This is a genomic window from Serratia liquefaciens ATCC 27592, from assembly GCF_000422085.1.
In the GTDB taxonomy this organism is placed as follows: domain Bacteria; phylum Pseudomonadota; class Gammaproteobacteria; order Enterobacterales; family Enterobacteriaceae; genus Serratia; species Serratia liquefaciens.
On the sequence record NC_021741.1, the window covers coordinates 3698002 to 3719670 of the forward strand.

21 protein-coding genes are annotated in these 21669 nt (G+C 57.0%); 11 read left to right on the forward strand and 10 right to left on the reverse strand.

Annotated elements, in window-relative coordinates; all coding sequences use genetic code 11:
* Window positions 1–26: 26 nt before the first annotated feature.
* Window positions 27–806, reverse strand: coding sequence for an acetolactate decarboxylase (gene budA, locus M495_RS17345; protein WP_020827977.1), 780 nt, complete (start codon window positions 804–806; stop codon window positions 27–29).
* A gap of 437 nt (window positions 807–1243) precedes the next feature.
* On the opposite strand from budA, the gene M495_RS17350 reads away from it, so the two are divergent.
* The gene (locus M495_RS17350; RefSeq protein WP_020827978.1) at window positions 1244–2146 is read left to right on the forward strand and encodes a LysR family transcriptional regulator; all 903 of its coding nucleotides are present in this window, start codon (window positions 1244–1246) and stop codon (window positions 2144–2146) included.
* Here the strand turns inward: M495_RS17350 and eutC are convergent.
* Both eutC and M495_RS17360 read right to left on the reverse strand, forming a co-directional pair.
* Window positions 2125–2916, reverse strand: a complete 792-nt coding sequence (gene eutC / locus M495_RS17355; RefSeq protein ID WP_020827979.1) for an ethanolamine ammonia-lyase subunit EutC — start codon at window positions 2914–2916, stop codon at window positions 2125–2127. The two genes, M495_RS17350 and eutC, sit on opposite strands and share 22 nt — an antisense overlap.
* Complete coding sequence (locus M495_RS17360) at window positions 2913–4298, reverse strand: ethanolamine ammonia-lyase subunit EutB (RefSeq protein ID WP_020827980.1); 1386 nt, start codon at window positions 4296–4298, stop codon at window positions 2913–2915. The genes eutC and M495_RS17360 overlap by 4 nt, the downstream gene beginning before the upstream one ends.
* A 212-nt stretch (window positions 4299–4510) precedes the next feature.
* Between M495_RS17360 and M495_RS17365 the strand changes: the two genes are divergently transcribed.
* Both M495_RS17365 and M495_RS17370 read left to right on the forward strand, forming a co-directional pair.
* Complete coding sequence (locus M495_RS17365) at window positions 4511–5059, forward strand: nucleotidyltransferase family protein (RefSeq protein WP_020827981.1); 549 nt, start codon at window positions 4511–4513, stop codon at window positions 5057–5059.
* 59 nt (window positions 5060–5118) lie between these two features.
* A complete protein-coding gene (locus M495_RS17370) occupies window positions 5119–5595 on the forward strand; it encodes a FlxA-like family protein (RefSeq protein WP_020827982.1) in 477 nt (158 codons plus the stop codon).
* A gap of 1 nt (window position 5596) precedes the next feature.
* Here the strand turns inward: M495_RS17370 and M495_RS17375 are convergent, their stop codons facing one another.
* Window positions 5597–6517, reverse strand: a complete 921-nt coding sequence (locus M495_RS17375; RefSeq protein ID WP_020827983.1) for a LysR family transcriptional regulator — start codon at window positions 6515–6517, stop codon at window positions 5597–5599.
* A 96-nt stretch (window positions 6518–6613) separates the two neighbouring features.
* Between M495_RS17375 and M495_RS17380 the strand changes: the two genes are divergently transcribed.
* Window positions 6614–7606, forward strand: coding sequence for a bile acid:sodium symporter family protein (locus tag M495_RS17380; RefSeq protein WP_041414803.1), 993 nt, complete (start codon window positions 6614–6616; stop codon window positions 7604–7606).
* A gap of 34 nt (window positions 7607–7640) precedes the next feature.
* Here M495_RS17380 and M495_RS17385 read toward each other — a convergent pair whose 3' ends face one another.
* The 3 genes from M495_RS17385 to zipA form a co-directional block, all read right to left on the reverse strand.
* Window positions 7641–7856 carry a DUF3820 family protein gene (locus tag M495_RS17385; protein ID WP_020827985.1) on the reverse strand — a complete coding sequence of 72 codons (216 nt, stop codon included), beginning with the start codon at window positions 7854–7856 and terminating at the stop codon, window positions 7641–7643.
* The gene (ligA, locus tag M495_RS17390) at window positions 7856–9877 is read right to left on the reverse strand and encodes an NAD-dependent DNA ligase LigA (protein WP_020827986.1); all 2022 of its coding nucleotides are present in this window, start codon (window positions 9875–9877) and stop codon (window positions 7856–7858) included. Before ligA ends, M495_RS17385 begins: the two co-directional genes overlap by 1 nt.
* Before the next feature lie 78 nt (window positions 9878–9955).
* Window positions 9956–10954: a cell division protein ZipA gene (zipA, locus tag M495_RS17395; RefSeq protein WP_020827987.1), complete on the reverse strand. Its 999-nt coding sequence runs from the start codon at window positions 10952–10954 to the stop codon at window positions 9956–9958.
* A 221-nt stretch (window positions 10955–11175) separates the two neighbouring features.
* Here zipA and cysZ point away from each other — a divergent pair, with 221 nt between their 5' ends.
* Window positions 11176–11937, forward strand: a complete 762-nt coding sequence (cysZ, locus tag M495_RS17400) for a sulfate transporter CysZ (RefSeq protein ID WP_020827988.1) — start codon at window positions 11176–11178, stop codon at window positions 11935–11937.
* 184 nt (window positions 11938–12121) lie between these two features.
* Complete coding sequence (gene cysK, locus M495_RS17405) at window positions 12122–13090, forward strand: cysteine synthase A (RefSeq protein ID WP_020827989.1); 969 nt, start codon at window positions 12122–12124, stop codon at window positions 13088–13090.
* Between the two features lie 138 nt (window positions 13091–13228).
* Here cysK and M495_RS25865 read toward each other — a convergent pair whose 3' ends face one another.
* The gene (locus M495_RS25865; RefSeq protein ID WP_020827990.1) at window positions 13229–13378 is read right to left on the reverse strand and encodes a hypothetical protein; all 150 of its coding nucleotides are present in this window, start codon (window positions 13376–13378) and stop codon (window positions 13229–13231) included.
* 107 nt (window positions 13379–13485) lie between these two features.
* On the opposite strand from M495_RS25865, the gene ptsH reads away from it, so the two are divergent.
* From ptsH to crr, 3 genes are read left to right on the forward strand one after another with little or no spacing between them, the layout of a single operon-like run.
* Window positions 13486–13743 (forward strand): phosphocarrier protein Hpr, encoded by a 258-nt coding sequence (ptsH, locus tag M495_RS17410; protein WP_004936458.1) that lies wholly within the window; start codon window positions 13486–13488, stop codon window positions 13741–13743.
* Window positions 13744–13789: 46 nt separating this feature from the next.
* A complete protein-coding gene (gene ptsI, locus M495_RS17415; protein ID WP_020827991.1) occupies window positions 13790–15517 on the forward strand; it encodes a phosphoenolpyruvate-protein phosphotransferase PtsI in 1728 nt (575 codons plus the stop codon).
* Window positions 15518–15566: 49 nt separating this feature from the next.
* On the forward strand, window positions 15567–16076 hold the full coding sequence (gene crr / locus M495_RS17420) for a PTS glucose transporter subunit IIA (protein ID WP_012146162.1): 510 nt from the start codon (window positions 15567–15569) through the stop codon (window positions 16074–16076).
* Between the two features lie 264 nt (window positions 16077–16340).
* Here the strand turns inward: crr and M495_RS17425 are convergent, their stop codons facing one another.
* Together M495_RS17425 and M495_RS17430 are read right to left on the reverse strand one after the other, a co-directional pair.
* The gene (locus M495_RS17425) at window positions 16341–17657 is read right to left on the reverse strand and encodes an ATP-binding protein (protein ID WP_041415561.1); all 1317 of its coding nucleotides are present in this window, start codon (window positions 17655–17657) and stop codon (window positions 16341–16343) included.
* Between the two features lie 5 nt (window positions 17658–17662).
* Window positions 17663–18343, reverse strand: coding sequence for a response regulator transcription factor (locus M495_RS17430; RefSeq protein ID WP_020827993.1), 681 nt, complete (start codon window positions 18341–18343; stop codon window positions 17663–17665).
* A 174-nt stretch (window positions 18344–18517) separates the two neighbouring features.
* On the opposite strand from M495_RS17430, the gene M495_RS17435 reads away from it, so the two are divergent.
* Together M495_RS17435 and M495_RS17440 are read left to right on the forward strand one after the other, a co-directional pair.
* Window positions 18518–19711 carry an efflux RND transporter periplasmic adaptor subunit gene (locus tag M495_RS17435; RefSeq protein ID WP_041414805.1) on the forward strand — a complete coding sequence of 398 codons (1194 nt, stop codon included), beginning with the start codon at window positions 18518–18520 and terminating at the stop codon, window positions 19709–19711.
* Window positions 19712–19713: 2 nt separating this feature from the next.
* Window positions 19714–21666: a MacB family efflux pump subunit gene (locus M495_RS17440; protein WP_041415563.1), complete on the forward strand. Its 1953-nt coding sequence runs from the start codon at window positions 19714–19716 to the stop codon at window positions 21664–21666.
* The last annotated feature ends 3 nt before the right edge of the window (window positions 21667–21669 follow it).

A 21669-nucleotide genomic window follows, 5' to 3' on the forward strand; every position in this document is an offset into this window, starting at 1 on the left:
AAAATACACCCAGGACTGTCGCGGAATTAACCCTCGGCAGAACGAATTGCGCTATCCAAATCCTCGGGACAGAGGTCGGCGCGCAGAAAATCCGCATCATGCGGCAATTGAAGATTGAGACGGGTGATCACGCCAAATTGCAGGCGACCGTGGTCAAGTTGGTAATCCAGCACGTGACCGCCACCGTTGCGATCGTCGGTGACAAAGTGCTCGTGATAACCGGCCACGCCAACACCCTGCATATAATCAGGCGAACGGAAGCCAACCAGGGTGCCCTGACGTCGATGGAAGGCAAAGGTCGGCTGCTCTTCTATCGCCTCCAGCATCGGACGATAAGGCCGCTCCTGACGCGGCACGGTGCGGGTTTCCACATGGCTGAATTCACCGTCGACGCGCAGCGCGCAGAACAGGTTCGGCGAAGCCACCTGCTCATCGATGCACTGGTGCAACTGCGCCTTGGTGATCGGACTGTCGAAGTGTTGGGTAACGCTAGGTTGGAAAAAAGTGACAACGGCAAACGGGGTTTTCTGCTGCAAACTGGCCGGTCGTGCGCTGCCGTCGGCGCGCAACTGGTGAATTTCCTGGTCGAAAGCGATCAGTTCGCCGTCGAGGTGATTGAACGTTCCCAGGCCAAAGTTGCCGTGCTTGAGCAATTCGGCAATGGTGACCTCCCCTTCGTAAACGCCGCTGATCAGTGCGCTCATCAGCGAGATTTGATAGATCTCGCCCTCCCCAACGCTCAGCGACTGCCTGGCAAACCCTTGCGCCAAATGCTGCGCGCAGGAACACCCATGGTCTTCGTTCATAACTACTCCTCCACCAGCGCGGAGTGAAATGCCCCGCGCGTTCAAAAATGCCCACCCGTAGGTGAACAAAGATGTCGCCGGCAACGCGTTCAGTTGGAACGATTCAGCCAACGGCGACAAAAAAACCGGCACGGCAGGCCGGTGATGCCCAATGTCAACAACGGTTTAGATTCACTAATCATTGTTGGTAAACAGGGCATCAATTTGAACGGTTAATCTGGTGCTGAAGTCATCATCAATACCGCAGGCACACGGTGGAACCTGGGGGGAATTCTGTATTTAAAGTTCTAAAAACCGCGAGTTTTATACATTTTCTCTCTGTGCGGTGGGGTTCACGGCATGTCATCGCTTTCCGTAAGCCCGAAAAAAGAGTAGCCGCATTGCGACGGACGGAGAACCTGGTATTCATAAGAAACGCTTTTGCATATAATGCAAAGATGAATGACGCCCGCTATGTTGAACATCTGCCGATATTTCTCGAGGTGGCCCTGTTGGGCAGCTTCTCCGCCGCCGCTCGCAAGCTGGGAATGGTGCCTTCTTCGCTGGTACGCCACATTGATGCGCTGGAAAACGCACTGGACGCCACGCTGTTTATCCGCTCTACGCGGGGTTTGATGCTGACGGATGCGGGCGAAAGGCTGCAGGCGCGAGCAAGCACGCTGCTGACGGATATCACCGACATCCGTGCCGAACTGGCTTCGTGGAACGATATGCCGCAAGGCACGCTGCGTATCAGCTGTCTGCCCACCTTCGGCAAAACCTATATCCTGCCACTGTTGCCGACGCTGGCCGAACGCTATCCGCAACTGTTTGTCGACCTGGATTTGACCGAACGCCAAACCGATCCGACCCAGGAACTGTTGGATGCCGCCATTCGTATCGGCGAGCAAAAAGACAGCGGGCTGTACGCCAGCCGCATCGCGACCCAGCGCTGGGTGATGTGCGCCAGCCCTGATTATATCGCTCGTTACGGACAGCCGGCCGACCTCAATGCATTGCCGCAGCATCGACTGATTGCCCGCTACCATAAGCAACAACCGGCCTGCTGGGCGCAGATCCTCAGCGTTCCTCTGATGAGCCGCTGCAGCATGGTGCTGCGCTGTGACGACTTTACCGCTCAACGCCAGGCGGCGCTGCTGGGGTTGGGGCTCACCTTTTTGCCCAACTGGGTGGTTGGACCGGATATTCAGGCCGGCCGCTTGCTGCAGGTGTTGGAAGACCCGCGCCAGGAGCAACAGGGCATTTACCTGTTACGGCCGGTGGCGAAGGTATCCGCGCGGCTGAACCTGTTTATTACCCTGCTAAAACAAAGCATCGGTCAGCCGCCGAGCTGGGAGTAACGCGGGGAAACCTGTCCCTGCAGCGCCGGGTTGTCGCTTTCATCTTTCAGCTCCACCCCGGTCAGCCGACGCTGGAAAGCCTGCTCCAGCAGCCAGGCCAGTTTGAACGCCGCCTGCGGATAATCCAGCCCTTCCGGACGCACGTTGGAGATGCAGTTGCGCTCCGACTCACGCCGCCGGGTGTTCGGCCCCCAGGTAAGGTAGATACCAAGGCTGTCCGGCGACGATAAGCCCGGCCGCTCGCCGATCAACATCGCCACCGCTCTGGCCTGCAAACACTCGCCGATATCATCCCCCAGCGCGACCCGCGATTGGTGTGCCAATACCACAGGGGCGACCGAAAGCCCCAGTCCATCGAGATAAGGTCGCAGCGCCTGCAGCAACGGTAGCGCCTGACGGTGCACCGCCTTGGAGGATAAACCGTCCGCCACCACCAGCAGCAGATCGGCCGGTTTTTCCGGCAGGCCCAGCAGCAGGCTGCGGCTGTCAGGAGCCAAACGCCGCCCGAGGTCCGGCCGACGGAGATAGGCGGTGCGATCGGCGGCCTGACTGTGCACCGTCAGGGTTTGCCAACCTTGCTCCTGCAATGTCCCGGCCAGCGTGTCGCTATCAAACGGCTGATGTACCGCATCACGCGCCTGCGCATGCGCCAGACCGAATTTAAGCAACTCCGCCGTAGGCAGGCTGGAGCCGGTACGCCCCAATGCAATGCGCGCATCGGTAAAGGCGCGCAGCGCGTCCCAACGGTTAACGTGCACCGGTTTGCTCATCGTCTCTCTCCCTGCAGGGCCAGTAGCAAAGGGTGATTGGCGGCGGTATCGCGCAGTTGACCCCGTTCATCGGTAATCTGCATTTTAGTCAGCCAGTCGGCAAACTCCGGTGCGTGCTTCAACCCCAGCAGCTCGCGGATATAGAGCGCGTCGTGGAATGAGGTGCTTTGATAATTGAGCATGATGTCGTCGGCACCCGGCACGCCAATCAGGAAAGTCAGCCCGGCGGTGGCCAACAGCGTCAGCAGCGTGTCCATGTCGTCCTGATCCGCCTCCGCGTGATTGGTGTAGCACACGTCGCACCCTAGTGGCAGACCAAGTAGCTTGCCGCAAAAATGATCCTCCAAGCCGGCGCGGATAATTTGTTTACCATCGTACAGATATTCCGGGCCGATAAAGCCGACCACGGTGTTGATCAACAACGGGGAGAAATGACGCGCCACCGCATAGGCCCGCGCTTCGCAGGTTTGCTGATCGACGCCATGATGTGCGTTGGACGACAAACAGCTGCCCTGCCCGGTTTCGAAATACATCACGTTATTGCCCAAGGTGCCGCGGTTAAGGCTCAGTGCCGCCTGCTGCGCTTCCGCCAGCAGCGCCAGATTGATGCCGAACCCCTGATTGGCCGCTTCGGTACCCGCGATCGACTGGAACACCAAATCCACAGGGACGCCACGCTCCATCAACCGTAGCGTATTGGTCACATGGGTCAGCACGCAGGATTGCGTCGGAATGGCGAAGCGCTGGATCACGTCGTCCAGCATGTAGTTGAGCTTTTCCAGCAGCGGCAGGCTGTCGCTGGCCGGATTGATGCCGACGACCGCATCCCCGCAACCATACAACAGGCCGTCGAGCATGCTGGCGGCGATGCCCTGCAGACTGTCGGTAGGATGATTTGGTTGCAACCGCACGCTGAGTCGCCCCGGCAGGCCGAGGGTATTGCGAAAACGCGTGATGACCCGGCACTTCTTCGCCACCAGGATCAGATCCTGATTGCGCATCAATTTACTCACTGCCGCCGCCATTTCCGGCGTAATGCCTGCAGTTACCCGTGCCAACATCGCGCTGTCCGCCTGCTCGCTCAAGAGCCAATCGCGGAAATCCCCCACCGTCAGGTGCGATATCGGCGCAAAGGCCAACGCATCGTGGCTATCGACAATCAGCCGTGTGACCTCGTCATGTTCATAAGGCACCAGCAGTTGCTGAAGAAAGGTTTTCAGCGGCACATCCGCCAACGCGATGCGCGCCGCCATGCGTTCTTCTGCGCTGTCCGCCGCCACCTCCGCCAGATAATCGCCGGAACGTGCCGGCGATGCCTTGGCCAGCAACTGGCGTAAATCGTTGAAACGGTAGCTGCGCCGGCTAAGCGTGGCCTGATACATAGCGCCCCCTGTTTTGCCCTGAATGGTCGGTGGAAGTTGCAAACCCTGTACCAAGTGTAGTCAGTGGGCGTGTGAAATTATTTTTTGCCGGAAATCAGCCTATTGTCCCCATATCTCGGGCTATCCACGCTGCAGTGGCGTGCACTAAAATCATGCACGGCATTCCGCCTGCGGTCGCTTCGGGTTACAGTAGCCGCAACTAAGGAGCGGTAATGAGTCTGCAGCAGAAAATTATCCAATGGTTACAACAAGATAACGAAAGAATGATGACATTGCGCACCGCGCGACGACTCGGGCTGAATGACTGGTGCCTGGGGGCCGGTTTTGTGCGCAATCTGGTGTGGGATCAGCGCCACGGTTACGCTACGCCAACGCCGCTCAACGACATCGACGTGATCCATTTCGACCCACAGCGCCCGGAAGCGGAACGTGACCACATGCTGGAAACGCGGCTGCAAGAGTGGCTGCCACAGCCCTGGTCGGTGAAAAACCAGGCGCGTATGCATTTGCGTAGCGGTCGGGCTCCTTATCGCAATAGCGAAGACGCCATCAGCTTTTGGACCGAGGTGGAAACGGCCGTGGGCGCACGCCTGAATGCAGATGACAGCATTACGCTGGTCGCGCCGTTCGGTCTCGAGGGGCTGTTTGCCGACACTATTACCTTCAATGCCAAAAACGGCGACCTCGATGCCTATGAACAGCGGGTTGTCGGCAAGGGCTGGTTACAACGCTGGCCGCGCCTGCGGCAAATTCGCGGGTAAAGTTTTTCCCCACGCTGCCGATACCCTGAGTAGCCATATCAAGACTCAGGGAGAGCATTATGTCGACCAGCATCACCATGATTGTTCCGGTGAAAAATACCGTACCCGGCGTCAGCAACGTTTTTAGCGCCCCCGGTAATACAGGCCAGGTGCTGATGGCCAAGCCGGTACATCAGCAACCTGAAGGCGACAAGTCTAATGAAACCAAAGCGGCGGGCGGTAGCGACCGGGTTAGCGTTTCCGACAGCAGCGCTTCAGCGCGCATCAAAGTGCTGAACAAACAGATTCAGGCTCTGCAGCAAAAACTGGTAGATCTGAAAGATTCAGACAGCGATCCCAAAGAGATCGAAAAACAGAAACAGCTGATCCAGGCGCAGATCAAGATGCTGCAGGCCGAGATCGCGCGGATTCAAAAAGAAGAGATGGAAAAACAGCAGGCCGAGCAGATGGCCAAGGCCAATGAGAGCATTGTCCCTGCCAAGGGCGATGGCATCAACCGCCCGACGGCGGCCAACGCCGTGGACGTGTATATCTGACTCAGTAGTCCGCCTGTTGTCGGCGTTGCTGCTGCAACAATGCCGCCTGCTGGCCAACCACTTGCCAGATGGCTTCCGCCGCGGGTGTCAGCGAACGGTTTTTACGCCGCACCAGCATCAGCGCGCGGTTGATTTCCGGCAGCAGCCGACGCACCTTTAATTGCCCCCCTTCCGGCAGCGGTAACGCCAGCGCAGGAAAAATACTGATGCCGATACCTGCCGCCACCATCGGGAACAACGTTGCCGGGTGGCCTATCTCTTGTACCACCTGCGCTTCCACGCCTTGCTGACGCAACGCGCTGTCAATCAGCGGCCGGCTACCGGACGCATAGTCCTGCAATACCAGACGACTGCCGTTCAGCGCCGACCAGTGCACCTCGGCCAGCCCGGCGAAGGGGTGATCGTTACGGCACAGCAGCAGGAAGGGTTCGTGCAGGATGGGTTCGCAGTCCAGATCCACCGCCTGGACCGGATCCACCACGATGCCAAAATCCACTTCGGCGTTGCGAATGCTGTGCAGGACCTGTTGCTGCGCCTGATCGCGCAGCATAATGCGAATATCCGGATACTGCTTTTCCCCTGCCGCAATGCACTGCGGCATCAGGTGTGCGGAGATGGTTTGGCTGGACGCCACCCGTACCGTACCGCTGCGCTGCACGCCGAAGCTGCGCGCATCCAGCAATGACGACTGCAGCTCATCCAGCAAGCGCTCAACGCGGTTGGCCAGCCGCTGCCCGGCGTCGGTCAGCACCACTTCGCGAGTGGTGCGATCGAGCAGGCGAACGCCGACCTCCGCTTCCAGCTCTTTCACGCTGTGGCTGACCGCCGACTGCGTCAGACCAATGGCCTCACCGGCCCGGCTGAAACTGCGGTGGCGGGCAATGGCGACAAACACCTTGAGCTGCTTAATAGAGTAATTCATGTTTTTTATTCATAAATGAATTAAATAAATCAATTTAATTATTATATCCCGCCGCGCGACAATGGGCGCATTGATTTTTCATCCGAGTACGCCGCCATGAGATTCTTGCCCGATCGCTTTACCCTGACGTTGATCGCCACCGTGCTGCTGGCTTCGTTCCTGCCTGCGCGCGGCGAGTTCGTCGGCTGGCTGAACGCACTGACCATCGCCGCCATCGCCCTGCTGTTCTTTATGCACGGCGCCAAGCTGTCGCGCGAAGCCATTCTGGCCGGCAGCAATAACTGGCGGCTGCATCTGTGGGTGATGTTCAGCACCTTCATTATTTTCCCGGCGCTGGGCGTGCTGTTTAAATGGTGGTCGCCGGTCAACGTCAGCCCCGAGCTGTATTCCGGCTTTATTTATCTGTGCATTCTGCCCGCCACCGTGCAATCGGCCATCGCCTTTACTTCGCTGGCAGGCGGCAACGTGGCGGCGGCGGTATGCAGCGCTTCAGCGTCAAGCCTGTTGGGGATTTTCGTTTCGCCGCTGCTGGTGGGGCTGCTGATGAACGTTCACGGTGAAACCGGCAGCCTGCAGCAGGTGGGTTCCATCGTCCTGCAGCTGTTAGTGCCCTTTGTGGCCGGTCACCTGTCGCGCCCGCTGATTGGTAAATGGATTGAACGCAACCGCAAGCTGATTGGCAAGACCGATCAGACCTCGATCCTGTTGGTGGTTTACGCGGCCTTCAGCGAAGCCGTCACCCACGGTATCTGGCATCAGGTCGGGTTGGGTTCGCTGGTGTTTATCATCGTCGCCAGCCTGGTGCTGCTGACGATCGTGCTGGTGGTGAACACTTACATGGCGCGCTGGCTGGGCTTTAGTAAAGCCGATGAGATCACCATCGTGTTCTGCGGTTCGAAGAAAAGCCTGGCGAACGGTATCCCGATGGCTAATATCCTGTTCCCGGCCGCTACCGTGGGGATTATGGTGCTGCCGCTGATGGTGTTCCACCAGGTACAGCTGATGACCTGCGCCGTGCTGGCGCGGCGCTATCAAAAGAAACAGCAGGAAAAACAGGCGGTGCCAAACGCCGAAACGGCGCGGGGATAATCAAACGGGCGCGACGATTGCCGCGCCCGGCTACTCAACTTTTCTTCAGCGGCTTGACCAGGTGGTCGAGCCCTTCGATTTTAATCGCCAGCGTCATTTCCATCAGCATGCCGAGTTTGCCGTTCGGGAACTCCCCCTTGCGAGCAAACCACAGCAGGTACTCCTCGGGCAGGTCAATCAGCACCCGCCCCTGGTATTTGCCGAACGGCATCACGGTGTTGGCGATTTCCAGCAGGTTTTCTTTTTCCATCAGGCACCCAACAGGCGGATCATTTCCGCTTCGTCGATCACCGCAATGCCCAGTTCTTGCGCCTTCACCAGCTTGGAACCGGCGGCTTCCCCGGCAATCACCAAATCGGTTTTCTTCGAGACGCTGCCGCTGACCTTGGCGCCCAACGCCGTCAGGCGATCTTTGGCCTCATCGCGTGAAAGCTGGCTCAACGAGCCCGTCAGCACCACGGTTTTACCGGCAAACGGGCTGTCGATTTCGTCCGCCACTATCACCACCGGCGCCGGCCAGTTGATGCCTATTTCGTCGCTGATCAGTTCATTGATAACCTTCTGGTTAAGCTCCTCGTCCAGGAAATGCCGCGTGTGTTTCGCCACCACTTCACCGACGTCAGGCACTTCTTTCAAAGCCTCGATGTCAGCCGCAAACAGCTTCTCCAGCGTGCCAAAATGCGCGGCCAGATTGGCGGCCGTGGCTTCACCGACCTCACGGATGCCCAACGCGTACAGGAAGCGGGCGAAGGTGGTTTGCTTGGACTTCTCCAGCGCGTTGACCAGATTCTGCGCTGATTTCGGCCCCATGCGATCCAACCCGGTGAGAATGCCGGCGGACAGGCGGAACAGATCGGCCGGGTTCTTGACGTACTCTTTTTCCACCAGCTGTTCGATGATTTTGTCACCCATGCCGTCGACGTCCAACGCTCTGCGGGAAACGAAATGCTTCAGTGCTTCTTTACGCTGCGCGGCGCAAATCAGCCCGCCGGTGCAGCGTGCCACCGCCTCGCCTTCGACTCTTTCGACATCGGAACCGCATACCGGACAGTGTTGCGGGAATACAACTTCACGCGCGTCTGCAGGGCGGCGATCGGTCATCACCCCAACTACCTGCGGGATCACGTCACCCGCGCGACGCACGATCACCGTGTCGCCAATGCGCAGGCCCAAACGTTCAATTTCGTCGGCGTTGTGCAGCGTGGCGTTGCTGACAATCACCCCGGCAACCAGCACCGGCTCCAGGCGCGCCACGGGGGTAATAGCCCCGGTACGACCAACCTGGAATTCCACCTCGCGCACCAGGGTAATCTGTTCCTGCGCCGGGAATTTGAACGCCGTTGCCCAACGTGGTGCACGCGCCACAAAGCCGAGCGTTTCTTGCAGATCGATATCGTCGATCTTCACCACCACGCCGTCGATATCAAAGCCGAGCTGCGCACGGTCTTGCTCAACCTGACGATAGAATGCCAATACCTCGTCACTGCCGGTACAACATTTGGCGCGATCGCTAACCGGCAAGCCCCACGCTTTGAACTGCATCAGCCGCTGCCAGTGGCTGCGCGGCAATTCGCCCCCTTCCAGCAGGCCAACGCCATAGCAGAAGAAGGTCAGTGGACGCTTGGCGGTGATGCGCGGATCAAGCTGACGGATCGACCCGGCGGCGGCGTTACGCGGATTGGCAAAGATTTTGCCGTCTTTGCGACGCGCCTCTTCGTTCATCTGCTCGAAACCGGCCTGCGGCATAAAGACTTCGCCACGCACTTCCAGCCGACGCGGGATGTTGTCACCGGTCAGACGCAGCGGAATGGCGCGGATGGTACGCACGTTGGAGGTAATGTTTTCACCGGTGGTGCCGTCGCCACGCGTGGCAGCGCGCACCAGCTCGCCGTCTTCGTACAGCAAACTGACCGCCAGGCCGTCCAGTTTCAGTTCACAGCAGAAGGTCAGCGGCTCGCTGCTCTTCAGGCGATCCTGCACCCGCTTGTAGAACGCCAGGAAGCTCTCTTCGTCAAAAACGTTGTCCAGCGACAGCATCGGCACTTCATGGCGTACCTGATCGAACGCCGCCAAAGGAGCCGCGCCCACGCGCTGGGTGGGAGAGTCGGCGGTGATCAACTCAGGATGTGCGCTTTCCAGCTCGCGCAGTTCACGCATCAGGCGATCGTATTCCGCATCCGGCACTTCCGGCGCGTCAAGCACATGATATTGATATTCGTGATGGCGCAGTGAGGCTCGTAGTTGATTGATTTGTTGGATTATCGATTCCATGGCTCACCATCAAAGATAAAAAACCCCCGGCAGGCGGGGGCTTTGTTGTTACGGATGTTCAGTGCGCGTAGCAGCCGTTTAGTCGTTGTTATCCAACACTTCACGAATGCGCGCTTTGTAGGTTTCCAGCTTCTGCGGGGTCATCATGCGGCGCTCGTCGTCCAGCACCACACCACCCACGTCGTCGGCGATCCGCTGTGCCGACTGCAGCATCAGCTTGAAGTTCTGATTAGCGTCGCCATACGACGGCACCATCATGAACATCGATACGCCCGGCGTCGAGAAATCGGACATCATCTCAGGATCAAAAGACCCTGGTTTAACCATATTCGCCAGGCTAAACAGCACAGGACCGCTGCCTGCCGGACTGATATGGCGATGGAAGATGCCCATTTCGCCAAACTGGAAGCCCGCCTGCAGCACGCTCTGCAGCAGAACTTCGCCGCCGATTACGCCACCCTGATGTGCGGTAACGTGCAGCACCAGTACGGTTTCTTTCAGTTTTGCCGGTTTGACGGCAGCAGGTGCAGGCTGAGGCTCGTGCACCACCGCTGGCTTCTCTTCCGGCTGTGGCTGATGAGCAGGTTCGGCGTGGAACGCCGGCTCCGCTGCATGCGCCACTGGCGGCAGATCGTCAACGCGCGGTTCACGGCGCGGCGCAGGCTGCTGCGGCTCGTCGTCTTCATCCTGCGCGTAGTTGTCCAGCAGGATGTCATCATAATCCGGTCGCTGAGACAGCGGTGGCGGAGACTGATGAGCAGCCGGTTGAACGGCACGCGGTGCTGGCTCAGCCGCCGGAGCGGGCTTGGGCGCAACCACGGGTTCTTCGCGAGCGGCATCAAAATGACCAAAGGACGGCTCATCTTGCGGGTGAGCGGAGCGTACACGCACCTCTCCCACGCCTTCATCGAGATCGTCGATCGGGGATTGTTCACGTTCCTTTTTGGAACGTTTGGCTGGGCGATCGCGAAAAAGCGATGAGCGTTCCTTACGACTGGTCCAAAGACCGTGCAATAACAACGCTATTATGGCGATCGCGCCAACAACGATTAATATCAGACGCAAATCCTGCATCATTGCTATCTCTGTTGTTCCAATACATTGCCACCGCGGCAAACATTCACTCTTTAACTCTATTTGCCCAAGCACACAAGTGCAAGTCCGTGCTGAACTTTATGCCAATAAAGATGATTATTCTGCCTTTTTTTGCTGTTTTTTCAGCCAATGTCACCCTAGCCAGTAGAAAATCATCCCGATATGATAGCGATGCCTGTTCAGACAAAGAGATAACTTAAGATATGTCCTATTCGCAGTCACCTTCTCACTCCACCAGCGGCCTTCATTATTTTGCCGAAGGCTGGCGCCTGATTTCACGCCCGGGGATTAAACGCTATGTCGTCTTGCCGTTACTGGTCAACGTGCTGTTGATGGGATCCGCCTTCTGGTGGCTGTTCAGTCAGCTTGGTGACTGGATCCCTAGCATGATGAGCCATGTGCCGACCTGGCTGCAGTGGCTAAGCTACGTTTTGTGGCCTCTGGCGGTGATTTCCGTCCTGTTGGTGTTCAGCTATCTGTTCAGCACCATTACCAACCTGATTGCCGCCCCGTTCTGTGGCTTGCTGGCCGAACAGTTGGAAGGCAGCCTGACCGGCAAACCGCTGCCGGATACCGGCATTTTTGGCATTGTGAAAGATCTGCCGCGCATTATGGCGCGCGAATGGCGCAAGCTGGCCTACTACCTGCCGCGCGCGCTGGTGCTGTTGATACTCTATTTCATCCCGGGCATCGGCCAAACGGTGGCGCCGGTGCTGTGGTTCCTGTTCAGCGCCTGGATGTTGGCCATCCAGTATTGCGACTACCCGTTCGATAACCATAAGGTAAGCTTTGCCGATATGCGTCGCGCGCTGCGCCAGCATAAAACCGACAACCTGCAGTTTGGCGCCATGGTCAGCCTGTTCACCATGATCCCCATCCTTAACCTGGTGATCCTGCCGGTCGCGGTTTGCGGTGCCACCGCCATGTGGGTCGATCGTTATCGCCCACAATTCGTCCGTTCCTGAGCCGTTTTATTGGCCGCATTACGATTAATTCTTCGACAGGGCGCGCAATTTGCGCCCTTATCCTTGTGCTTAAAACTTATTTCCTAATAACATATAGATATACCAATTCTTTACTTCCCTGCCGGTACTGTTAGCGTATGCTTTCGACGTTCCCCACATTTTTCATAGAGTTAAAGGACGGGCTATGAGCAAGATATATGAAGACAACTCATTAACAATCGGCCATACGCCGCTGGTTCGTCTGAACCGTATCGGCAACGGACGCATTCTGGCCAAGGTTGAATCACGCAACCCCAGCTTTAGCGTTAAATGCCGCATCGGTGCCAATATGATTTGGGACGCAGAAAAACGTGGCATTTTGGTCGCCGGTAAAGAACTGGTGGAGCCGACCAGCGGCAACACCGGCATCGCGCTGGCGTTCGTCGCCGCGGCGCGTGGCTACAAGCTGACGCTGACCATGCCGGAAACCATGAGCATCGAACGCCGCAAGCTGCTTAAAGCGCTGGGCGCCAACCTGGTACTGACCGAAGGTGCAAAAGGCATGAAGGGCGCGATCGCCAAGGCGGAAGAAATCGTCGCCGCCGATCCGAACCGCTACATCATCCTGCAGCAGTTCAGCAACCCGGCTAACCCGGCGATCCACGAACAAACTACCGGCCCGGAAATCTGGGACGACACCGATGGCGAAGTTGACGTATTCATCTCCGGCGTCGGTACCGGCGGCACGCTGACCGGTGTCAGCCGCTACATCAAAAACACCAAGGGCAAGGCGATCACCACCGTGGCGGTGGAGCCAACCGATTCACCGGTCATCAGCCAGGCGCTGGCGGGTGAAGAAATCAAACCGGGCCCGCACAAAATTCAGGGCATCGGCGCAGGCTTTATCCCCGGCAACCTGGATCTCGATCTGGTGGACCGCGTGGAACAAATCACCAACGACGAGGCCATCAGCATGGCGCGCCGCCTGATGGACGAAGAAGGCATCCTGGCGGGCATTTCCTCCGGTGCCGCGGTAGCCGCAGCGGTGAAATTGGCCGAAGAACCGGCGTTCGCCGACAAAACCATCGTGGTGATTTTGCCGTCTTCCGGCGAACGTTATTTGAGCACCGCCCTGTTCGCCGATTTGTTCACCGAGCAAGAATTGCAACAGTAGTGCCAGCCGCGCATAAATCGCTAAAAAAGCACCTTTCGGGGTGCTTTTTTGTGGGCTGGATCAAAGTTTATAGCAGTCAAAGATTGATTTTACCCGTCAGCTTTAGTATTTAACGGTGCATTATTTCGATGCGCAAAATTAATCGCCCTTCATTTCTTGTTTAGGCTGAATCGATTTACTCATTTGTCGCTGATGCGTTAAACACGGCATAATGAAGCGCGGATTGAAACGACGGCGGAAGCCAAATTTTTTGATCTGAAGTGCCAAACTCGTCGTTTTCTGTTGCATCAATGCTCGCCCCTGTACCATAGTCAGGCGCTAACCAGACAAGCTAAAGTCATACCCTTGGGCTAAACTTTAGCTCCACGACACACCAATAAGTTGGGGAAACATCAATGTTCCAGCAAGAAGTTACTATTACCGCTCCGAATGGTCTGCACACTCGCCCTGCCGCTCAGTTCGTTAAAGAAGCCAAAGGCTTCACTTCTGACATCACCGTGACCTCTAACGGGAAAAGCGCCAGCGCCAAAAGCCTGTTCAAACTGCAAACTCTGGGGCTGACTCAAGGGACCGTAGTGACCATCTCCGCTGAAGGTGAAGACGAGCAGAAAGCCGTTGAGCACTTGGTAAAACTGATGGCAGAGCTTGAGTAATCGGCCCGTCTTCTTAGTTAACACCAGTCAAGAGTAAGGTAGGGTTATGATTTCAGGCATTTTAGTATCACCGGGTATCGCTTTTGGTAAGGCTCTCCTACTGAAAGAAGATGAAATTGTCATCAACCGGAAGAAAATCTCTGCAGATGATGTAGAGCAGGAAGTCTCACGTTTTCTTGCCGGCCGCGCCAAAGCGTCCGAGCAGTTGGAAGCGATCAAGACCAAAGCTGGCGAAACCTTCGGCGAAGAGAAAGAAGCTATCTTCGAAGGCCACATCATGCTGTTGGAAGACGAAGAGCTTGAGCAGGAAATCATAGCCCTAATCAAAGATGAGTTGGCTTCTGCAGACGCTGCGGCCTACACCATCATCGAAGGCCAGGCGAAAGCACTGGAAGAACTTGACGATGAATACCTGAAAGAGCGTGCGGCCGACGTACGCGACATCGGTAAACGCCTGCTGCAGAACATTCTGGGCCTGGCGATCGTCGATCTGAGCGCCATCCAGGACGAAGTTATCCTGGTCGCTACCGATTTGACCCCGTCTGAGACCGCACAGTTGAACCTGGACAAAGTGCTGGGCTTCATTACCGATCTCGGCGGCCGGACTTCCCACACCTCCATCATGGCTCGCTCCCTGGAATTGCCGGCAATTGTAGGCACCAGCGACGTGACCAAGCAGGTGAAGAACGACGACTATCTGATTCTGGATGCGGTTAACAACAAAATTTACGTTAACCCGACCGCTGACGTTATCGATCAGCTGAAAGCCGAACAGAACCAGTACGTCACCGAGAAAAACGATCTGGCCAAGCTGAAAGATCTGCCGGCGATTACGCTGGACGGTCATCAGGTTGAAGTCTGTGCCAACATCGGTACCGTGCGCGACGTCGCCGGTGCAGAGCGCAACGGCGCAGAAGGTGTTGGCCTGTATCGTACCGAATTCCTGTTCATGGACCGCGATTCACTGCCGACTGAAGACGAGCAGTTCCAGGCTTACAAAGCCGTTGCGGAAGCCATGGGCTCACAGGCCGTGATCGTCCGTACCATGGACATCGGCGGCGACAAAGACCTGCCGTACATGAACCTGCCGAAAGAAGAGAACCCGTTCCTCGGCTGGCGCGCGATTCGTATCGCCATGGACCGCAGAGAAATCCTGCACGCGCAACTGCGCGCCATCCTGCGCGCTTCCGCGTTCGGCAAACTGCGCATCATGTTCCCGATGATCATTTCCGTGGAAGAAGTCCGCGATCTGAAAGGTGAAATCGAGACGCTGAAGGCGCAGCTGCGTGAAGAATCCAAGGCCTTTGACGAGACCATTGAAGTGGGCGTAATGGTGGAAACACCGGCCGCGGCAGTGATTGCTCATCACCTGGCGAAAGAAGTCGACTTCTTTAGTATTGGGACAAACGATCTAACCCAGTATACTCTGGCGGTAGATCGCGGCAATGAGCTGATTTCTCATCTCTATAACCCGATGTCCCCATCAGTGCTTGGCCTGATCAAACAGGTTATTGATGCATCTCATGCAGAAGGCAAGTGGACCGGTATGTGCGGTGAACTGGCTGGCGATGAGCGTGCTACACTGTTGTTATTGGGCATGGGGCTGGATGAGTTCAGCATGAGTGCGATTTCAATCCCGCGCATCAAGAAAATTATTCGTAATACTAATTTCGAAGATGTGAAGGCGTTGGCAGCGCAAGCCTTGGCACAGCCAACGGCGCAAGATCTGATGAATTGCGTGAATAAATTCATCGAAGAAAAGACGCTCTGCTAAACTTCCACGACACTGGAACGCCGCCCAATTTAATGCTTAGGAGAAGATCATGGGTTTGTTCGATAAACTGAAATCTCTGGTTTCTGATGACAAGAAAGACACGGGCACTATCGAGATCGTAGCTCCACTTTCTGGCGAAATCGTTAATATCGAAGATGTGCCTGACGTAGTATTTGCTGAAAAAATCGTTGGCGACGGTATTGCCATCAAACCTACCGGCAACAAAATGGTTGCCCCGGTTGACGGTACTATCGGTAAAATTTTCGAAACCAACCATGCTTTCTCTATCGAATCCGACAGCGGCATCGAGCTGTTTGTCCACTTCGGTATCGACACCGTTGAACTGAAAGGCGAAGGCTTCAAACGCATCGCTGAAGAAGGCCAGCGCGTCAAGAAAGGTGACGTCGTTATCGAGTTCAACCTAGCCCTGCTGGAAGAGAAAGCCAAGTCTATCCTGACGCCGGTGGTTATCTCCAACATGGACGAGATCAAAGAGCTGATCAAACTGACCGGTAACGTAACCGTTGGTGAGACCCCAATCATCCGCATCAAGAAGTAATTGCGAATGAAATAAGAACGGCGCCCTTGGCGCCGTTTTTTTATGTCACCAGGCTGAACCAGTACCTACTGCACGTACGCTCCGAGGCATATTCAAACTGCCTGTGCCGATAACGCCTATTGCACAACTGAGAATACCCAACGAATTTCGAATTGCAGCCAGGCGGCAAGCGGGTGAATCCCCAGGAGCTTACTCAAGTAAGTGACTGGTGTGCGCACGAGCAGCCAATCAACAACGCGGCGGTTCTAAAGGCGAAGGGTATTATTACTGCCAACGCGGAATGCGCAGAGTAATCACCAACCCTTCCTGTTCGCCGTTGCGCGCCTCAACCTGTCCGCCATGTGCCAGCACCACCTTGCGGGTGATCGCCAGTCCCAGTCCGTAACCCTTGCCCGACATCGACGATTTTACCCTGACGAACGGATCAAAGATGCTGGAAAGCTTCGACTCTTCTACCCCAGGCCCCTGATCGCTGACCTCTATTTGGAACAGTTGGTCGATTCGCGTCAACACCACCGTCACCCGCTGACCATGGCTGGAGAAACGTAACGCGTTGCGCACGATATTATCCACCGCGCGCCGCATCAGCTCGGCATTGCCCTTAACGGTATATTCCACGTCCGAACTGGCCTGCAGCACAATCTCGACGCCAGGGATTTGCGCTTCGTAACGCGCGTCGCTCACTACCGCATCCACCAGCCCGTACAGATCGAAATACTCTTCGTCCGGCAGACTGTTGCTCTCGGCACGTGACAGCGCCAACAGTTCGCCAATCATTTTATCCAGCCGCCCCGCTTCATGCTCAATGCGTTGCAGCGAGTTCTCGACGTTGCCTGCATTTTGCCGCGCCAGGCCAATGGCCAACTGCAACCGGGCTAACGGTGAACGAAGCTCGTGCGAAACGTCGTGCAGCAACTGTTCGCGGGCGCTGACCAACAGCTCCAGCCGTTCGGCCATGCTGTCAAAATCGCGCGCTACCTCGGACAGTTCATCATGCCGCCGGCGCATCGCCGGGAACAAACGCACCGATAAGTCGCCCTGAGCTACGCGGTCAAAACCATCGCGCAGCTTACGCATCGGCCGGGTCAGGTTCCAGGCCAGCACCGTACTGAACAGCAGCCCCGCCAGCCCCCCCACCCAAAGCATCGGCATAGGGATATTGAACACGTGCGGACGCCGGTTCGGGCTATATTCTTCCCGCAGGGCCCGCATGTCGTAACTCAACAGATAGCCCGTGCCACCCGAATCTTTCACCCACGCAGTCACCTCTTTTAACCTGCGGCGCCCCTCAAATACCGGTTCCTCCGCTGCAGGCGGCTGCGCCATCGGCGTTACGGACAACAAGCGCCGGTCATCATCCGACCAGTCTTTCAGCATGGCATTCAATGCCGGCAGTCCGCCCTCGCGCAATTGGGTGGCGGCCGAAGTCAGTTGCAGCGTAACCGCACGCCGGGCCATCGCGTTTTCCGGCGGTTCATAGCGATCGCCATACAAAGAAAAAGCGACCCACAGCGCCTGGGTCATGATGATAAAGGTCAGCCAGAAGCCGAGCAGGATTTTCCAGAATAGTCTTCCGCGCATGGCCATTACCGAATGCGGTAGCCGATGCTGCGCACCGTTTCAATGCTGAGTGCATTATCCGTCAACGCCCCCAACTTCTGGCGAATATTGCTGATGTGAACGTCAACGCTGCGGTCATAGGCTTCGCGCGGGCGCCCCAACCCTTTTTCCGATAGCTCGTCTTTTGATACCACGCGTTCAGGCGCGCGCAGCAACAGCTCCAGCAAGTTGAATTCGGAAGCGGTCAGATCGAAAGGTTTACCGCGCCATTCGCTGCTGCGGGTCGATGGGTTGAGGGTCAACTCACCGAAGTTAATGGCAATTTCGTCGTCCACTTCTTCCGGGCGCTCGTCGAAACGACGCAGCACCGCACGCAGGCGTGCCACCAGCTCACGGGGATAGCATGGCTTGGGCATGTAGTCGTCGGCCCCCATCTCCAACCCGATGACCCGGTCGATATTGTCGCCTTTGGCCGTCAGCATAATGATTGGCATGCGGCTCTTTTTGCGCACGTCGCGCAGCACGTCGATGCCGCTCATGTCCGGCAGCATGATGTCGAGGATCATTGCGGTGTAATCGCCAGACAGCGCGCCTTCCACGCCCGCTTTGCCGGTCAACACCAGCGTGGCATTGAAACCTTCGCCAGTCAGATATTCACTCAGCATGGTGCCGAGCTCGAGGTCATCATCGACCAATAAAATTTTCATGCCTTACTCCTTCGCGGATTTTCGTCATTTTCACGCCTATTTGCCTGCTTCGCAGCCGGTTTTACTCAATCCTTACATATTCCTGAATGCCACTTAACCGCAGCCCGGCCGACGGCGCGTTAAATTAGTGCCAACAGATTTTCGCCACGCTTTATGCCAGGGAAGCTTCTCCTCATGCCATCGTTTCAACGCTTAAAACGCTATCTGCCGCCCACTGTTATTGTGGCCGCTATCGCCCTATTTCTCTACTTCCGATCCCACGACGCTACAGAAACACCCCGGTATATCACTGCGGTAGCGCAAACCCGTGACCTGGAACAAACGGTGCTGGCCGACGGTACGATAGAAGCGCAAAAACAGGTTAGCGTCGGCGCTCAGGTATCGGGCCAGATTAAGGCCCTGTACGTGGCGCTGGGCGACAAAGTGCATAAAGGCCAGCGAGTGGCTGAGATTGATGACTTAACCCAGCAGAACGCCCTGAGGGACGCGGAAGCGGCATTGAAGAACGTTCAGGCACAGCGCGCGTCCAAAATGGCGGCGCTGCACAACAATCAGCTGGTTTATCAGCGCCAGCAGGCCATAGTGGCGCGTGGCGTCGGGGTCCGCGCAGACTTGGACAGCGCTCAGGCTACTTTGATTTCCACCCGCGCCGATATCAACGCGCTGGATGCGCAGATCATTCAGGCGCAAATCGCGGTCAACACCGCGCAGGTTAACCTCGGTTACACCAAAATCACCTCGCCGATCGACGGCACCATCGTCGCGTTACCGGTAGAAGAAGGCCAAACGGTGAACGCGGTCCAAAGCGCCCCCACCATCGTCAAAGTCGCTCAGTTGGCGACCATGACTGTCGAAGCGCAAATATCCGAAGCTGATGTGGTCAAGGTGAAAACCGGCATGCCGGTCTATTTCACCATCCTCGGCGAACCGGGCAAGCGTTATAGCACCCAGCTGCGGGCCATAGAGCCGGCACCAGACTCGATCAACGACGAAACCACTTCGACCAGCACCAGCACGTCCAGCAGCACGTCCAGCTCCAGCACCGCAATTTACTACAACGGCCTGTTTGATGTGGCAAACCCGGACGGCGCGCTGCGCATCTCAATGACTGCGCAGGTGTATATCGTGTTGGCCAAAGCGGAAAATGCGGTGGTGATCCCCGCAACCGCGCTGGAAGGCGACTGGGTACAGGTGGTGGATAAGCAGGGCAATATCGCCCGCCGTCCGGTCAAGGTCGGTATCAATAACAACGTCGACGCACAGATTATCAGCGGCGTGTTGACCGGTGAGAAAGTGATCGTCAGCCAGGCCAATGCCACGAGCCAAAGCCCCGCCCGTCGTATGGGCCCGCCACCGATGGGGATGTGATGATGGCCTCACAACCCCTACTGCAACTGCACGGTATCAGCCGCCGTTTTCAGGCCGGTGACCAAAACGTCACCGTGCTCAAGGAGATCAATCTCAGCATTGCCCAAGGCGAGATGGTGGCCATCGTGGGCGCCTCCGGCTCGGGTAAATCAACCTTGATGAACATTCTCGGCTGCCTCGATCGCCCAAGCGAAGGGGATTATCAGGTGGCCGGCCGCAGTACCGCACAGCTGGATCGCGACAGCCTGGCCGAACTGCGCCGCGAACATTTCGGTTTTATCTTCCAACGCTATCATTTACTGGGGGATCTTAGCGCCCAAGGCAACGTGGAAGTCCCCGCAGTGTATGCTGGCCATTCGCGCAGCGCACGCCAACAACGCGCCGCCGATCTGCTGCAAAGGCTCGGCCTGGCGCAACGGTTGAATTATCGTCCCAGCCAGCTCTCCGGTGGCCAGCAGCAACGCGTCAGTATCGCTCGCGCATTGATGAACGGTGGCGAGGTAATCTTGGCAGACGAACCCACCGGCGCGCTGGACAGCCACAGCGGGCAAGAGGTGATGAGCATCCTGAAAGACCTGCACGCTCGCGGCCATACGGTGGTGATTGTCACTCACGATATGCAGGTTGCCGAACATGCTCAGCGCATCATTGAGCTTAGCGACGGCGAGATTGTCGCCGACCGACGGAAAACAACGCCCCACACCGTGGCACGCCTACCGATAGCGCTGGATAACGCCGTCAGCCGCTGGCAATCGCAACGCGATCGCCTGTACGAGGCATTCAAAATGGCGCTGCTGGCGATGGCTTCCCAACGCCTGCGCACCCTACTGACCATGCTCGGCATTATCATCGGCATCGCCTCGGTAGTATCGGTGGTGGCGCTGGGCAAAGGCTCTCAGCAGCAGGTGCTGGCCAACATCAACGCCATGGGCACCAGCACGCTGGAGGTCTATCCGGGCAAAGATTTCGGCGATATGCGTTCTGCTGCAGTACAGACGCTGCGGGCCACCGACGCAAATGCGCTGGCGCAGCAGGGCTACGTGCACAGCGTCACGCCGACCGTTTCAAGCAGCACCACCTTCCGCTATGGCAATCAGTCGGTCAGCGGCACGGTCAATGGCGTCGGTGAGCAGTATTTTCTGGTGCGCGGTTACAGCATCGACAGCGGCATGGCGTTTAACCGCCATAGCGTCGACCAGTTGATGCAGGAAGCGGTGATTGATGAAAATACCCGCAACAAACTGTTTCCTCACGGCGTCAACCCGCTTGGCGAAGTGATCCTGCTCGGCTCGCTGCCGTGTCGCATTATCGGCGTCGCCGCCAAAAAACAGAGCGGTTTCGGCAGCGACGAGAATCTGAACGTCTGGATCCCCTACACCACCGCCATGAAACGCATGCTGGGCCAGAGCTACCTGAAAAGCATCACCGTGCGGGTGAACGACGATATCGATCTCACCAGCGCCGAAGACGGCGTCACCCGTCTGCTGAGCCAGCGCCATGGCGGCAAGGACTTCTTTGTGATGAATACCGACAGCATTCGCCAAACCATTGAGAAAACCACCGCCACCCTGACGCTGCTGGTGTCGATGATCGCATTGATTTCTCTGGTGGTGGGTGGCATTGGGGTAATGAATATCATGCTGGTGTCGGTGACCGAACGCACCCGCGAAATCGGCGTGCGTATGGCGGTCGGTGCCCGCGCCAGCGACATCATGCAACAATTTTTAATTGAGGCGGTACTGGTGTGCCTGCTGGGCGGCACATTGGGGGTTCTGCTGTCGCTGGGGATTGGCGTGGTGTTCAGTCAATTCAGCGACAATTTCACGATGGTGTATTCCACCGAGTCCATTGTCGCCGCGTTTATCTGTTCGACGCTTATCGGGGTGATTTTTGGCTTCTTCCCGGCAAGGCGCGCTGCCGGAATGGATCCGATACATGCGTTGGAAAGGGAGTAACCC

Bases quoted from the DNA above. Each gene is read 5' to 3' on its own strand.
- M495_RS17375 (WP_020827983.1), bottom strand. From the start codon at position 6,517: ATGAATTACTCTATTAAGCAGCTCAAGGTGTTTGTCGCCATTGCCCGC.
- cysZ (WP_020827988.1), top strand. From the start codon at position 11,176: ATGTCCTATTCGCAGTCACCTTCTCACTCCACCAGCGGCCTTCATTAT.
- zipA (WP_020827987.1), bottom strand. From the start codon at position 10,954: ATGATGCAGGATTTGCGTCTGATATTAATCGTTGTTGGCGCGATCGCC.
- M495_RS17380 (WP_041414803.1), top strand. From the start codon at position 6,614: ATGAGATTCTTGCCCGATCGCTTTACCCTGACGTTGATCGCCACCGTG.
- M495_RS17435 (WP_041414805.1), top strand. From the start codon at position 18,518: ATGCCATCGTTTCAACGCTTAAAACGCTATCTGCCGCCCACTGTTATT.
- M495_RS17385 (WP_020827985.1), bottom strand. From the start codon at position 7,856: ATGGAAAAAGAAAACCTGCTGGAAATCGCCAACACCGTGATGCCGTTC.
- M495_RS17360 (WP_020827980.1), bottom strand. From the start codon at position 4,298: ATGTATCAGGCCACGCTTAGCCGGCGCAGCTACCGTTTCAACGATTTA.
- M495_RS17425 (WP_041415561.1), bottom strand. From the start codon at position 17,657: ATGCGCGGAAGACTATTCTGGAAAATCCTGCTCGGCTTCTGGCTGACC.
- ptsI (WP_020827991.1), top strand. From the start codon at position 13,790: ATGATTTCAGGCATTTTAGTATCACCGGGTATCGCTTTTGGTAAGGCT.
- M495_RS17430 (WP_020827993.1), bottom strand. From the start codon at position 18,343: ATGAAAATTTTATTGGTCGATGATGACCTCGAGCTCGGCACCATGCTG.
- eutC (WP_020827979.1), bottom strand. From the start codon at position 2,916: ATGAGCAAACCGGTGCACGTTAACCGTTGGGACGCGCTGCGCGCCTTT.
- M495_RS25865 (WP_020827990.1), bottom strand. From the start codon at position 13,378: ATGCAACAGAAAACGACGAGTTTGGCACTTCAGATCAAAAAATTTGGC.
- M495_RS17370 (WP_020827982.1), top strand. From the start codon at position 5,119: ATGTCGACCAGCATCACCATGATTGTTCCGGTGAAAAATACCGTACCC.
- budA (WP_020827977.1), bottom strand. From the start codon at position 806: ATGAACGAAGACCATGGGTGTTCCTGCGCGCAGCATTTGGCGCAAGGG.
- cysK (WP_020827989.1), top strand. From the start codon at position 12,122: ATGAGCAAGATATATGAAGACAACTCATTAACAATCGGCCATACGCCG.
- M495_RS17365 (WP_020827981.1), top strand. From the start codon at position 4,511: ATGAGTCTGCAGCAGAAAATTATCCAATGGTTACAACAAGATAACGAA.
- ptsH (WP_004936458.1), top strand. From the start codon at position 13,486: ATGTTCCAGCAAGAAGTTACTATTACCGCTCCGAATGGTCTGCACACT.
- crr (WP_012146162.1), top strand. From the start codon at position 15,567: ATGGGTTTGTTCGATAAACTGAAATCTCTGGTTTCTGATGACAAGAAA.
- ligA (WP_020827986.1), bottom strand. From the start codon at position 9,877: ATGGAATCGATAATCCAACAAATCAATCAACTACGAGCCTCACTGCGC.
- M495_RS17440 (WP_041415563.1), top strand. From the start codon at position 19,714: ATGGCCTCACAACCCCTACTGCAACTGCACGGTATCAGCCGCCGTTTT.
- M495_RS17350 (WP_020827978.1), top strand. From the start codon at position 1,244: ATGAATGACGCCCGCTATGTTGAACATCTGCCGATATTTCTCGAGGTG.